Origin of the sequence: Actinoplanes missouriensis 431, assembly GCF_000284295.1 — a bacterium.
GTDB lineage: Bacteria > Actinomycetota > Actinomycetes > Mycobacteriales > Micromonosporaceae > Actinoplanes > Actinoplanes missouriensis.
The window spans coordinates 8,248,051-8,260,936 of the sequence record NC_017093.1 but is presented as its reverse complement, the minus strand read 5'-3'; the positions used below and the strand labels follow the sequence as shown (position 1 = coordinate 8,260,936).

Sequence of the window (12,886 nt, the reverse complement as noted above, 5' to 3'; positions counted from 1 at the left end):
TAAACAGGCATAAACCGTCGCCTCGGCTCAGCGGCTCGCGAACTGAGCCGATGAGGACGACGTGACCAAGTCGTCCTCCGCGGTCTCCGCCGCCCGCTCCCCCGGCAAGATGTCACGTCGCGGCCAAGGCGGAGGGCCCGCGCCGTACGACTTCCGGCGGCCGATCAAGCTGTCCCGCGAGCACGTCCGCACGCTGCAGATCGCGTTCGAGACGTACGCCCGCAGTTGCGGAACCCTGCTGACGACCAGACTCCGGGCGGTCAGCAACTGCTCCCTGATCTCCATCGAGCAGCTGAACTACGACGAGTACGTCGCCGCGCTCGCCAACCCGACGATCATCGCGGTGGTCACCCTCGACCCGCTGCCCGGCACGGTGCTGCTGGAGATCGCGCAGTCGGCGGTGATGACCGCGATCGACCACATGCTCGGCGGACCCGGCGGCACCCAGCCGGAGCGGCCGCTGACCGAGGTGGAGATGCCGCTGCTGCGCAGCCTGGTCGAACGGATGCTGGGCGAGCTGCGGTACGGCTTCGAGACGCTGGTGGACATCGCGCCGCATCTCAAGGAGATCGAGTACAACGCGCAGTTCCTGCGGGCCCACGCGCCCGGCGACGCCGTCGTGATCGCGTCGTTCGAGATGAAGATCGGTGCGGAGGAGTGCATCTCCACGCTCTGCCTGCCGTTCAACACCATCCTGCCGGTGCTGTCCAAGACCGAGACGATCGTGCTCAGCGCGGCCGAGCGGCAGGCCAAGGATCGCGCGCTGCGGAACCTGACGGCCGGACTTTCCGCAGCTCCGATCGACGTAGCAGTGCGATTCCAGCCCATTCGGATGCGTACCGATGACATCGTGGATCTACGCCCCGGGGATGTCGTGCCGCTCGGACACGCGACCAGCCGGCCGCTCGAGGTGACCGTCAACGACATCGTCTTCGCTCATGCAGTTCCCGGTAACCAGGGCGCCCGGCTGGCCTGTCTCGTCGTGCCGTCGCCCCACGAGAGCTCGTCCAAGGAGTCTGGCCCCCAATGACAGCGCCCACCATGACCGCGCCACAGCTGGCGCTCGCCCGGAACGCCGCCGAGGCCGCGCTGGCCGTCCTTCCCACCAGCCGGGCACTGTTCGCCGCTGATCCGCTGATTCCCGACGAGTCGACGGTGATCCAGGGACAGGCGGTCACCGCGCGCTTCACCGGCGCGGCGTCCGGCGAGGTCGTGGTGGTCGTCGGGCAGGATCTGGCGGACGCGCTGCGGGAGAGCCCGCTCGGCGAGCTGGACCTGACCGCGGCGGTCCGGCCGGCGCTGGAGGCGGCGGCCCGGGTGTTCGGCCCGGTGGTGCTCGATCCGGGTCAGCTGATGGACCCCGAGGTCGCGCTCAGCGCGCTGGCCGCGAAGGAGGGCGCGGTCGCGGTGCCCCTGCGCGACGAGGAAGCGATGCACGCCGTCGTCGCCCTGGCGCTGAGCGCGTGGCCCGGCGAGGACCCGGCCGGCGGACTCGCCCAGCAGGCGCCCCGGATGGCCGCCGTGATGGGCGGCGGACGCGGTGGCGGGCTGGACATGCTGCACGACGTCGAGATGGAGGTCTCGGCCGAGCTGGGCCGGACCCGGATGAGCGTGCGGGAGCTGCTGTCGCTGACCCCGGGCGCCATCGTCGAGCTGGACCGGGCCGCCGGCAGCCCGGCGGATCTGCTGGTCAACGGCCGGCTGATCGCCCGGGGCGAGGTGGTGGTGGTCGACGAGAACTTCGGCATCCGGATCACCGAGATCGTCGCGCCCGGCGCCGAGTAGGAGTCGCCGTCGTGTTCCCGCTCTTGCTCCAGGTCGGTGTCACGCTGCTGGTCGTCCTGCTGATGATGTGGGGGCTGGCCCGGGTGATCCGGAGGCCGTTCGGTCTGCGCGGCAACGACGCGCTCGCGGTGCTCGGCACTCAGCAGGTGGGCCGGGGAGCGGCCGTGGCCGTGGTCCGGGTGGCGGACCGGGCGCTCGTCATCGGCATCACCGACACCGAGGTCAGCCTCCTCGTCGAGCACGATCTGGAGGCGTTCCTGACCGAGCCCGAGGAGGAGCACATCCCGGTCGACCTGGACGGCGGTGAGCTTCCCGGACGGCATCCGGCGGCCACCGGCGGGCGGCTGGAGGGCTCCCTGCTCTCACCGCGGACCTGGATGTCGGCGGTGGACGTCCTTCGCGAGCGAACGGCACGGCCCGAGCGAACTGCGAGGCGATGATGCGACGCGCGATCCTGCTCCTGATGGCAGCGGCGGGGCTGGCCCTGGTGCTCCTGCCGGGAGCGGTGTCCGCCATGCCGAGCCAGGCTCCGGTCGCGCAGGCCCCGGTCGCGCAGGCCCCGGTCGCCCAGGCCCCGATCGCGCAAGCGCCGATCATGCACGGCCCGGTCGCGCGGGCGCCGGCTCCGCCGTCCCCACCCTCGATCAACCTCAACATCAACGGTACGAACCCCGACGGGTCCCGCCCGGCCTCGTCCCTGGTGATCGTCCTCGGTCTGACCGCGCTCTCGGTGGCGCCCGCGCTGCTGCTGCTCTGCACGTCGTTCACCAAGGTCTTCATGGTCCTCGGCATCACCCGCAACGCGCTCGGCCTGACCACCATGCCGCCCAACCAGGTGCTCGCCGGGCTGGCGCTGTTCCTGAGCCTGTTCATCATGGGACCGACCGTCTCGTCGATCAACGAGGTCGGTGTGCAGCCCTACCTGGCCGGTGACAAGACCCAGTCACAGGCGTTCCAGGACGGTGTGGAGCCGCTGCGCGACTTCATGTCCGAGGTGACCCGCGAGGACGAGGTCGCGCTGCTGGTCAAGGTCTCCGGCGCGGAGCAGCCGGCGAACATGGACGACGTCCCGCTGACCACGCTGATCCCGGCCTTCGTCCTCTCCGAGCTGCGGGCCGCGTTCATCATCGGGTTCGTCATCTTCATCCCGTTCCTGATCATCGACCTCGTGGTGTCGGCGTCACTGATGTCGCTGGGCATGATGATGCTGCCTCCGGTGACCGTGGCGCTGCCGTTCAAGCTGTTGCTGTTCGTGCTGGTCGACGGCTGGGGCCTGATCATCACGGCGCTGGTGGGCTCGTACTGAGGTCATGAATTTCGAAGTCGCCACCGCGGAGTTCCTGGCGGTCATGCTGGGAACGGTCCGTACCGGCGCGTGGATGATGCTCTGCCCGCCGTTCAGCTCGCGGCTCATCCCGGTGCAGGTCAAAGCGCTGCTCTCGGTCGGCCTGACGCTGCCGATGGCACCCTACCTGCGGGACACCGTGCCGAGCCTGGACACCCAGGATCTGATCTTCAGCGCGGCTCTGCAGTTCTTCGTCGGCGCGACGCTCGGCTTCATCACGCTGATGCTCTTCGCCGCCCTGCAGGCGGCCGGTGACCTGCTCGACCTCTTCGGCGGCCTCACGCTGGCCTCCGCCTACGACCCGCTGTCGCTCAGCCAGAGCTCGATCTTCGGCCGGTTCTACAACCTGGTGGCGGTCACCCTGCTCTTCGCCAGTGACGGGCACCAGCTGATCCTGCGCGGCTTCCTGCAGAGTTTCCGGACCATGCCGCTGGACACCGGGTTCAACACCGAGACCTCGACCCAGTTGCTGGTCCGCGGCGTGGCCGAGATGTTCCTGGCCGGGCTGCAGATCGCCGGCCCGCTGATCGCGGTGCTCTTCCTCGCCGACGTCGCGCTGGGCCTGCTCAACCGGGTGGCGCCGGCGCTCAACGCGTTCCAGCTCGGATTCCCGGTGAAGATCTTCCTGGTGGTGACGCTCTCCGGCCTCGCCATCACGATGCTGCCGGCCGTGCTCAACGTCCTCGTCGAGAAGGCGGTCACGGTCGTCGTCCGCCTCGGCGGCGGCTGACCCGGGGAGGTGAGATGACCGGCGAGAAGACCGAACAACCGACAGCGCAGAAACTCAAGAAGGCCAAGCAAGAGGGCCAGATCGGCAAGACGCAGGACCTCGGCGCCTGGTTCGGCATCCTGGCCGCCAGCATCATGCTGCCGCGCACTCTGAGCAAGGCGATGGATCAGGCGCAGGCCCTGATGCAGAAGATCCCGGACACCGTGCAGAACCCGGACCCGGGCAAGGCCATCGCGATCATGAAGGACGCGCTGACCGGCGTGGTGTGGGCGGTGCTGCCGCTCGCGCTGACGATGATGCTGGTCGGCGTCGCGGGCGCCGGCGCGCAGGGCGGCATCCGGGTGGCGACCAAGCTGTTCAAGCCGCAGTTCAAGCGGCTCAACCCGCTGCCCGGCATCAAGCGGATGTTCGGTGCGCAGTCGCTCTGGGAGGCGACGAAGGCGCTGGTCAAGACGGGTGTCCTGACCGGCGTGCTGTACATGACGATGAAGGACATCGTGCCGAAGCTGATGCAGGCCGGTCAGCTGCCGCTCGCGTCCACCCTCAAGATCGTCAGTGACGCCTCGATCTCGCTGATCCGGGCCGCCGCCGCGGCCGGCATCGTGATGGCGGCGGCCGACTACTTCGTGGTGAAGCGGCGCACCAACAAGCAGCTGCGGATGAGCAAGGAGGAGGTCAAACAGGAGTACAAGAACACCGAGGGCGACCCGCACGTCAAGGGTCAGATCCGGGCGCGGCAGATGGCGATGGCGCGCGGCCGGCAGATGGCCGACGTGCCCACCGCGGACGTCGTGGTGGTCAACCCGGTGCACGTCGCGGTCGCTCTGCGGTACGAACCGGAGAAGGGCGCCCCGCGCGTGATAGCGATGGGCAAGGGACCGATCGCGGCCAAGATCCGTGACATCGCCACCGAGAACCGTGTCCCGATGGTGCAGGACGTGCCGCTGGCCCGATCCCTGCACGACAGCTGCGAGATCGGCCAGGAGATCCCGGCCGAGTTCTTCGGCGCGGTGGCGAAGGTGCTGGCGTTCGTGATGAGCCTGAAGGCGAAGGGCTCGGCGGCCGGTCTGCACCAGAGTCCGAACGCTGTCGCGGTGTGACACTCCGGCGTGTCGGCTCGTAACTGACGGGGTTCCTGTGGCATAACGGAAAATTCCGGAGATTTCCTCACATCGCGGTCGGTGAGCAGGGAAGATCGGTGCGTGGCGGTGCCATAGCGGCCTCAGTGACACGGCGAGTGATCGCCGGGGGCTTCGCATCGCCCGGACTGCCCATGCTCGGAAGGTGCCGTGAAGAAGCAGAGCCTCAGCAAGTTCGCCGTACCCGTCGGGGTCGTCGGCATCATCATCATGATGGTCGTACCGCTGCCGACCTTCCTTCTGGACCTGCTGATCGCCGTGAACATCACGGCAGCCCTGCTGACCCTGCTGATCTCCATGTTCGTCCAGAAGCCGCTGGACTTCGCGGTCTTCCCGGCGCTGCTGCTGGTCATGACGCTGTTCCGGCTGGCTCTCAACATCAGCGCGACCCGGCTGGTGCTGCGCGACGGTGACGCCGGCAAGGTGATCCACGCGTTCGGCAGCTTCGTCGTCGGTGGCAACCTGGTGATCGGGCTGGTGATCTTCTCGATCCTGGTGATCGTCCAGATGATCGTGGTGACCAAGGGTGCCGAGCGGGTCGCCGAGGTCGGCGCCCGCTTCACCCTCGACGCGATGCCCGGCAAGCAGATGGCGATCGACGCCGACCTCAACGCCGGCCTGATCGACGAGTCGGAGGCGAGGAAGCGCCGCGCGGAGGTCTCCTCCGAGGCCGACTTCTACGGCGCGATGGACGGTGGCTCCAAGTTCGTCAAGGGCGACGCCATCGCCGCCATCATCATCACCGTCATCAACCTGGTCGGCGGCTTCGCGATCGGCATCATGCAGGCCGGCATGGCCCCGGTCGACGCGATGAACCACTACAGCATGCTGAGCATCGGCGACGGCCTGGTCTCCCAGATCCCGGCGCTGCTGCTTTCGGTCGCCACCGGTCTGATCGTGACCCGGTCGGCCACCTCCGGCGACATGGGTTCCAGCGTCACCACCCAGCTCAGCCAGAACAAGCTGGCCCTGCGCATCGGCGGTGGCGCCGCGCTCGCCCTCTGCGTCATCCCGGGCCTGCCGAAACTGCCGTTCCTGCTGGTCGGTGGCGCGGTCCTGGCGATCGCGCAGCGGGTGAAGGAGCCGGTGCCGGAGACGGCCGAGGAGGCCATCGCGGCCGAGGCGGTCGACATGCCCGCGCCGGACTCGCCGGAACAGCTGCTCGGCGAGATGCGGATCGACCCGCTGGAGCTCGCGCTCGCGCCGGACCTGGTCGACCTGGTCGACGCGAGCAGCGGGGACCTGCTCGACCGGGTCCGCGCGCTCCGCCGCAAGATGGCCATGGAGCTCGGCGTGATCATGCCGCCCGTCCGCACCCGGGACGACCTGGACCTGCCGCTCTCCTCGTACGCGATCCGAATCTCCGGTGTGGACGCGGGCACCGGCCAGGCGCCGCCGGGGGCGGTGCTCGCCATCGGCGAGGGCCTGCAGGCGCTGCCCGGACGGGCCGGCGTGGAACCGGTCTTCGGCCTGGCCGGCAAGTGGGTGCCCGCCGAACTGCACTACCAGGCCGAGCTCTCCGGAGCGACGGTGGTGGACCGGGCCTCGGTGATCATCACGCACCTCGCCGAGATCGTCCGGACCAACGCGAGCCGGCTGCTCGGCCGCGAGGACGTCCGGGCGCTGACCGAGATGGTGAAGCGCACGCATCCGGTGGTGGTCGAGGAGCTGACGCCGGGCCTGCTCAGCCTCGGCCAGATCCAGAAGGTGCTGCAGGCGATGCTCGACGAGGGCGTGCCGATCCGGGACCTGGTCCGGATCTTCGAGGCGCTCTCGCTGCGCGCCAAGTCGACGAACGACCACGACAGCCTGGTCGAGGCAGCGCGCGGCGCCCTCGGCCCGGCGATCGCCGCCCAGTACACGACGGCCGGGCGGCTCACCGTGATCACGCTCGACCCGATGCTCGAGCAGAGCCTGCTCGAGTCGTTGCGGCCCAGCGACACCGGCGCCTTCATGGCGATCGACGGCATGCGTGCCGAGGCGATCGTCAGCGAGGCCAGCCGGCTCGCCGAAGCCGCCGAGCAGCAGGGCCTCAACCCGGTCCTGGCCTGCTCCCCACAACTGCGGCTGCCACTGATGCGACTGCTGCGGGCCGGCTCCCGCCGGGTGCAGGTGCTGTCGTACAGCGAAATCTCTGGTTCCACCGCACAGATCGAGACGATAGGGGTGGTGAACGGTGCCTACGCGGGTGCTGCTTGAGGGGCCGACCATCGAGCCGTTGCTGGCTCAGGTTCGTGACGAGTACGGCTCCGGCGTGAAGATCATTTCCGCCGACAAGGTACGAAGCGGTGGTATCGGGGGCTTCTTCGCGAAGCAGCACTACGAGCTTTCCGTCGAGGTACCGGATCCGACCGAGGACAGTGATGACATGGCGCAACAAACCGTTGCCGGCAACAAACCCAACAACTTCGAGCGCCTGCTCGAACAGGCCGAATCCCAGGACCGGGTGACCACCGAGCCGGGGCAGGCCCCGGACCTGCGCGCACAGCGTGAGGGCCGGGCCGCCGGGCTGGGCGACACCGGGGCGGCCTTCGCGGATCTGATGGCCGGCCTGGACGTCGCGAGCCATCCGGGCGGCGGCGGGCCACCGCGGGCGGCGGCCCGGCCCCGGCAGAACGAGACCCGGGAGGACACCCCGACGGTACGGCCGTTCCGCCCGTCCGCCGCCGGAGGAACAGCGGTGAACCGGCCACTGCCGGCCGCGCTGCCCACGGTGCCGAGCTTCCCGGCCCGGCCGGGCGCGGCAGCGCAGAAGGAGACGCCGATGCCCCCGCAGCCGCTGCAACCGGCCGCGGCCCAGGTCTCGCCGGCCCCGATGCCGGCCGCGCCGATGCCGCCGACCGGGTCGCCCCGCGGCATGGCGGCGCCGATGACATCAGGGCCCATGACCTCGGCCTCGATGACGTCGGCGCCGATGCCCGGCATGCCGATGACGTCGGCGCCGATGCCGCACATGCCGGAGCCGGTCGCGCCGATCCGCACGGCGATGTCCGCGCAGGCCCGGGCCACCGCGCCGGCGCCGCTGCGCACCTCCGAACCGACCGCCGTGCCACCCCGGGCGGCGACCGCGGCGCCGTTCAGCCCGGCGCCGGTGCGCTCCGCGGACGAGGTCTACGGGCTGGAGGAGACACCCGAACCGGTCTCCCCGGCCGCTCCGCCGGTCGCCGTCGCGCCACCGGCGCCCGTTCCCGCCCTGCGCTCCGGTGATCTGGACGCGGTGCAGCGCAACCTGGTGGCGGTCGGCATGCCGGAGGAGATGGCCCGCCAGATCACCGGCGGTGACACGTACGCGGGGGTGCTCAGCGTCCTTGCCGCCCGGCCTGCCGCACCCGGCATCCCCGACGGACCCGGCGAGATCCTGGTCCTGGCCGGTGAGGTGCACACCGCCGTGCCGATCGCCAAGATGCTGCTCGAACAGGTGCACGTGGATCAGAGCCACCTGCTGCTGGCCGGCCCCTCCACGGCCGGGACCGGGCTGCACTCGTCGCGGCTCATCTCCAGCCGGGGCGCTGCCGAGTCACGCGCCGACAAGCTGCAGAACGCCGACCACTCGTGGATCGTGGTGATCGACGCGCCGGTCGGCGGCACCGACCCGTTCTGGGTGAACGACATGTGCGACGCGCTCGGCGCCACCGCGCTGTGGGGCGTCGTCGACGCCACTCGCAAGACCGCTGACACCGCCCGTCACCTGCGCGGGCTCGGTGACGTGGAGGCGCTCGTGGTGCACAGCGTGGAGCTCACCGCCGACCCGGCCTCGGTGCTCGGCCTGGATGTGCCGATCTTCTCGCTGGACGGCAAGCCGGCCACCCCGCACGCCTGGGCGGCGATGCTCTGCGCCCGGATCGCGGCCGAGGTGATGCCGTCCGCGGCCTCACCGCGCCGGGGAACCCGCGCCAACCGGCGATGATCCGGCCGTCGGTTCTGCTGTTCGCGCTGCTGATCAGCGCGCCGGCTTGGTACCGCCTGCTCTTCGACCAGCTCGACTTCGTGCAGGTGCTGATCCGGTTCCTGATCGCGGTGCCGATCGCCGCGCTGCTGCTGGCCGCGCTGCGGTTCATCATGGCCGGCTACCGGAAGGACCCGGAGGCCACGCCTGTCACACCGGAACCGACCGACCCCGCACCACCATCGCCCTGACCGCTGTCCGAACCGGCGACGACCACCCGCGTGCTGCTGCGGGTGGTCGTCGTGTGTGCCGAGGTCAGGCCTCGACGTCCACGCGCCCGGCCGGGACGGTCCGTCGGGTGGCGTTCGGCGCCGGCTCGGCCGGCAGGTCCGCGGCGCCGCCGGCCGCCGCACCGCCCCGGCGGCCGAGTCCACCGGCCTCCGCGAACTGCTGGCGGGCCTGCTGCTGCGCGGTGCCCTGACGCAGGTCAAGGGTGCAGTTCCCGAAGCCGGACTCCTCCAGCTCGCGCCGCAGATCGTCGAGGGACGACCGGAGCGCCTCGGTGCCGGCCTCGGTGCCGCCGGAGAGCTGCACCGAGATGTCGCCGTTCCGGATCTCCGCGACCACCTGGACCGGTCCGAGGTCGACCGGATGCAGGTGCACGGTGAGCCGGTGCACGCCGTCCGCGTCCAGCCGCAGCGGAACGATCCGCATCGCGAGCTGGTTCGCCGTCGGGCCGGGGATCGGCGTGGACGGCGGCGGCGCCGGAACATCCGCGGCCGGCGCGGTGGTTGCGGCAGGCGCCGCGGCCTGCGGCCCCGTCACACCAGCCGGACCAGCGGGTACGCCCCCCGGCACGCCCGTTTCAACCGGAGACCCCCCATCGGGTACGCCGGTGGGCAGCGCACCCGGACCACCGGCAGCCGGAGCCGTCCCGTCGGTGGTGGCCGTCTCCGGAGTACCGAACTGCTCGGCGCCGGTTCCGTCGCTGCCGGCGCCGCTGTCCGCCGTGCCGCCGCCGGTGTTCGCGGCGGAGGCGTCATCGACCGGTCCCGCCTCGGCCCCGGGCGTGGCCGTGGCGTTCTCCCCGGTGGCGGGTGTCGTGGTCTCGGCGGTGGCCGGGGTGGCCTCGGCCGGCTGACCGCCGGTCACGGTGGCCGCGCCCGTAGCCGCCGTAGCAGCCGTCGGTGCCGCGTCCGGGCTCACCGCGGCTGTCGCGGCCGGATCAGCCGTGGTTGCGGTTCCGGCCGGCGGCACAGCCTGACCCGGTGCGGTGTCCGCCGGGACCGGCCCGGCCGCGAGGGCCTGTCCCGCTGCCGCGCCGGCGCCGGCCGGTGCGGCGTTCTGCGGCGCCTGGGCGTCGACGGTGGTGGGTGCGGCACCGGTGGATGCGGTGGTGGCGGGTGCGGTGGCGGCGGGTGCGGTGGCGGCGGATGCGGCCGTGCCGACCGGGGTGGCTGCCACTCCGGTCACCGACAGGGCACCGGCTGCCGTCGCGGTGGCGTCCTCGCCGCCCTCGGCCGGGGTCGCAATCGGCTGGGGCGCGGCCATGGTGGTCATCGCCGCGAGAACACCGGGCTCGGCTGCGGTGGTGGCGGCTGTCTCGGTCTCGGTGCTCGCGCCGTCCGCGGTCTCGGTCCCGGCGGTGGGGGACGCGGTCGCGTCGCCGGTTGCGCTGGCCTTGGCAGTGGCGGCGGTGTCGGTGACCTGGTCGGCGTCCTGGCCGGTGCCCTTGGCGGCGGCCGGCCGGCCGGGCGCCCGCTCCTCGGCGACACCGCCGGCGGCACGGTTGGTCGCGGTGCGGGCGGTTGTCGGGCGCTCGGTCACGGTGCGATCGAGGGTGGCGCGGTCAGTGGTCGTGCGGTCAGTCGCGGTACGGCCGGCCTGCGTGCTCACGGCGGTGCGGTTGACGGCGGCCCGGGCCAGGGTGCTGCGCTCCGCTGCCGCCCGGTTTGCCGCCGCGCGGTCTGCTGCGGTGCGGTCTGCTGCGGTGCGGTCCGCTGCCCGGTTTGCCGCCGCGCGATCTGCTGCGGTGCGGTCTGCTGCGGCCCGGTCGGCTGCGTCGGTGCGGTTCGAGGCGGCCCTGGTCAGAGCGGCGCTCCGCGTCGCGGCGGCTCGCGCGGCGGCGGCCCGGTCGGCCGCCATCCGATCGTTCGCGGCACGCTCGGCGGTCGCCGAACGGCCGTCCGCGACCCGGTCCGCGGCAGCCTCCCGGGACGCCTTCGCCGCCGCGGCCGCCTTGTCCTCGTCAGCACCGGGCCGGCCCATCTCGGCCGAGAGAGCCGACCCGAAGTCCGCGCCTCCCTCATCCCGCCGGCCCGCCGTCCGACGGGTGCTCTCGGTCGTGGGCCGGCGATCGGGACCCGTCACGGAAGTCGGCATGGGTCATCTCTCCTGTTCGGGATTGATCAGCCGCCGAGCGCGGCCAGGGCTTTCTGGACCTTCGGGACGTATGCCTGCGTCTCCGCGAACGGTGGGATTCCGTCGTACTTGCGCACCGCGCCGCCGCCCGCGTTGTAGGCGGCCAGGGCCAGCGGCACCGACTTGAACTCCTTCAGCAGCGAGGAGAGCATCTTCGCGGCGCCGTCCACGGCCTGCGTCGGGTCGAACGCGTCCTTGACGCCCAGGCCGCGCGCGGTCGACGGCATGAGCTGCATCAGCCCCTGGGCGCCGGCCTTGCTGACCGCCTTCGGGTCGTACCCGGATTCCACCTTCGCGACCGCGGCGAGCAGCTTCGGCGAGATGCCGTGCCGGGCGCCGGCCTGGTTGAACAGGTCGGCGTACGGCACACCGGTGACTCCGCCGCTGCCGGTACGCAGGCCGGCCGGTCGCAGCGCCGACATGTCCTGGACGGCGGCGGCGGGAACGGTGTCGAGGACGCGACGGATGTGACTCGGTGTCTCGTACACGGATTGGATCTTGACGTGGTCGCCGGGTTTGGGCGCCGCGATCATCTTGTTGTCGCCGAGGTAGATCCCCACGTGGTCGACCGGCGAGTTGAACGCGAGGATGTCGCCCGGCTTGGCGTCGGCGATGCTGGCGACCGGACGCCCGGCGCGCGCCTGCTGCCAGGAGTTGCGGGGCAGCTGCACGCCGAGATCCTCGTAGGCCTGCTGGACCAGGCCCGAGCAGTCCAGGCCCTTGGCCGGGTTCTCACTGCCGAAGACGTACGGCGTACCCAGGTACTTCTTGGCCGCCGCGACGACGTCGGCCCCGCTCGGTCCGGCAGTTCCGGGCTGAGCGACGCCGGCGCCCGTCGCGTCGGCCAGCGCCGATGCGAACGTGGTGCCCGAGGCACCGGCGGCAGTGGTCGCCGGCGGTGGATTGAGCCCGAGTTGTTCCTTGAGCTCCGCGACGCGGGACATGACCCCGCTGACACCCATCGACGTCATCGCAGGCCCCCGTCGTCGGATCCAGCGGCCGCCTGCCTCGCCTTCGAGGTGACTGCCAGTTCATCGAGGTTGGCCTGGTCGACGCGGAGATCGTGGTCGCGGACGGCCTCGGCGTGCCGTTCGCCGAGCATCTCCACCGCACGCCGCTTCTTGGCGGACTCGGTGAGCGCGGCCATCTTCTCCCGTTCGAGATCCTCGGCGTCGGTGACCATGCGCTGCGCGGAGAAGAGGCCGGCGGCCAGGGACTGCCGCGCCACCAGCGAGGCGACCATGGCACGGGCGGTGCCCTCGGTCGGCGCCTGGGCACCCATCAGCTCGAGCCGGCGGCGTTTGAGCAGGGCTTCGGCTTCACGGATCTCGGCCCGGGACTGGATGACCGCGCCGCGGGCGGCATCCTCCTGCGCCTTGCGGGCACGAAGTACGGGTCCGAGTCGGAACAAGCGGTTCACGTTCGCCTCCTACCGGGGCCGGGAGGGCCCTCACATGACCGCTTCGGCGTGCGACCCGATTCGCTGAGCCCCTGCACCCGCTCTGCAACCGGCGTAACGCCCGTCACACTCGCCCGTTCGCGTGATCAAAGTTGTCGTCGCTCGCGGGCCGACGCTGTGA

At 71.4% G+C, this 12,886-nt stretch carries 12 protein-coding genes; 9 read left to right on the top strand and 3 right to left on the bottom strand.

From position 1 onward, the window contains the following. The first annotated feature begins 61 nt into the window (after positions 1-61). The 9 genes from AMIS_RS37700 (at position 62) to AMIS_RS37660 (ending at position 9,136) form a co-directional block, all read left to right on the top strand. Positions 62-1,030 carry a flagellar motor switch protein FliM gene (locus AMIS_RS37700; protein ID WP_014447744.1) on the top strand — a complete coding sequence of 323 codons (969 nt, stop codon included), beginning with the start codon at positions 62-64 and terminating at the stop codon, positions 1,028-1,030. After that, positions 1,027-1,785 (top strand): flagellar motor switch protein FliN, encoded by a 759-nt coding sequence (fliN, locus tag AMIS_RS37695; RefSeq protein WP_041830314.1) that lies wholly within the window; start codon positions 1,027-1,029, stop codon positions 1,783-1,785. The genes AMIS_RS37700 and fliN overlap by 4 nt, the downstream gene beginning before the upstream one ends. 11 nt (positions 1,786-1,796) lie before the next feature. Continuing rightward, complete coding sequence (locus AMIS_RS37690) at positions 1,797-2,225, top strand: flagellar biosynthetic protein FliO (RefSeq protein ID WP_014447742.1); 429 nt, start codon at positions 1,797-1,799, stop codon at positions 2,223-2,225. Between the two features lie 23 nt (positions 2,226-2,248). Then, a complete protein-coding gene (fliP, locus tag AMIS_RS37685) occupies positions 2,249-3,091 on the top strand; it encodes a flagellar type III secretion system pore protein FliP (protein ID WP_231859171.1) in 843 nt (280 codons plus the stop codon). Between the two features lie 4 nt (positions 3,092-3,095). Further along, complete coding sequence (gene fliR, locus AMIS_RS37680) at positions 3,096-3,860, top strand: flagellar biosynthetic protein FliR (protein WP_014447740.1); 765 nt, start codon at positions 3,096-3,098, stop codon at positions 3,858-3,860. A gap of 14 nt (positions 3,861-3,874) precedes the next feature. Further along, the gene (locus AMIS_RS37675) at positions 3,875-4,960 is read left to right on the top strand and encodes an EscU/YscU/HrcU family type III secretion system export apparatus switch protein (RefSeq protein WP_014447739.1); all 1,086 of its coding nucleotides are present in this window, start codon (positions 3,875-3,877) and stop codon (positions 4,958-4,960) included. Positions 4,961-5,149: 189 nt separating this feature from the next. Next, entirely contained in the window at positions 5,150-7,198 is a 2,049-nt protein-coding gene (gene flhA, locus AMIS_RS37670) for a flagellar biosynthesis protein FlhA (RefSeq protein WP_014447738.1), read from the top strand. Further along, positions 7,176-8,906 carry a hypothetical protein gene (locus AMIS_RS37665; protein WP_157435200.1) on the top strand — a complete coding sequence of 577 codons (1,731 nt, stop codon included), beginning with the start codon at positions 7,176-7,178 and terminating at the stop codon, positions 8,904-8,906. The genes flhA and AMIS_RS37665 overlap by 23 nt, the downstream gene beginning before the upstream one ends. Further along, entirely contained in the window at positions 8,903-9,136 is a 234-nt protein-coding gene (locus tag AMIS_RS37660) for a hypothetical protein (RefSeq protein ID WP_014447736.1), read from the top strand. The genes AMIS_RS37665 and AMIS_RS37660 overlap by 4 nt, the downstream gene beginning before the upstream one ends. A gap of 64 nt (positions 9,137-9,200) precedes the next feature. On the opposite strand, the gene AMIS_RS44795 is transcribed toward AMIS_RS37660, so the two are convergent. Genes AMIS_RS44795 through AMIS_RS37640 form a run of 3 tightly spaced genes read right to left on the bottom strand, consistent with a single transcriptional unit; the run spans position 9,201 to position 12,726 of the window. Further along, complete coding sequence (locus tag AMIS_RS44795; RefSeq protein ID WP_014447735.1) at positions 9,201-11,267, bottom strand: flagellar hook-length control protein FliK; 2,067 nt, start codon at positions 11,265-11,267, stop codon at positions 9,201-9,203. Between the two features lie 26 nt (positions 11,268-11,293). Next, the gene (locus tag AMIS_RS37645) at positions 11,294-12,277 is read right to left on the bottom strand and encodes a transglycosylase SLT domain-containing protein (protein ID WP_014447734.1); all 984 of its coding nucleotides are present in this window, start codon (positions 12,275-12,277) and stop codon (positions 11,294-11,296) included. Beyond that, positions 12,274-12,726 carry a flagellar export protein FliJ gene (locus AMIS_RS37640; RefSeq protein ID WP_014447733.1) on the bottom strand — a complete coding sequence of 151 codons (453 nt, stop codon included), beginning with the start codon at positions 12,724-12,726 and terminating at the stop codon, positions 12,274-12,276. The genes AMIS_RS37645 and AMIS_RS37640 overlap by 4 nt, the downstream gene beginning before the upstream one ends. Between the last annotated feature and the right edge of the window lie 160 nt (positions 12,727-12,886).

Bases quoted from the DNA above. Each gene is read 5' to 3' on its own strand.
- fliN (WP_041830314.1), top strand. From the start codon at position 1,027: ATGACAGCGCCCACCATGACCGCGCCACAGCTGGCGCTCGCCCGGAAC.
- fliP (WP_231859171.1), top strand. From the start codon at position 2,249: ATGGCAGCGGCGGGGCTGGCCCTGGTGCTCCTGCCGGGAGCGGTGTCC.
- fliR (WP_014447740.1), top strand. From the start codon at position 3,096: ATGAATTTCGAAGTCGCCACCGCGGAGTTCCTGGCGGTCATGCTGGGA.
- AMIS_RS37675 (WP_014447739.1), top strand. From the start codon at position 3,875: ATGACCGGCGAGAAGACCGAACAACCGACAGCGCAGAAACTCAAGAAG.
- AMIS_RS37660 (WP_014447736.1), top strand. From the start codon at position 8,903: ATGATCCGGCCGTCGGTTCTGCTGTTCGCGCTGCTGATCAGCGCGCCG.
- AMIS_RS44795 (WP_014447735.1), bottom strand. From the start codon at position 11,267: ATGCCGACTTCCGTGACGGGTCCCGATCGCCGGCCCACGACCGAGAGC.
- AMIS_RS37645 (WP_014447734.1), bottom strand. From the start codon at position 12,277: ATGACGTCGATGGGTGTCAGCGGGGTCATGTCCCGCGTCGCGGAGCTC.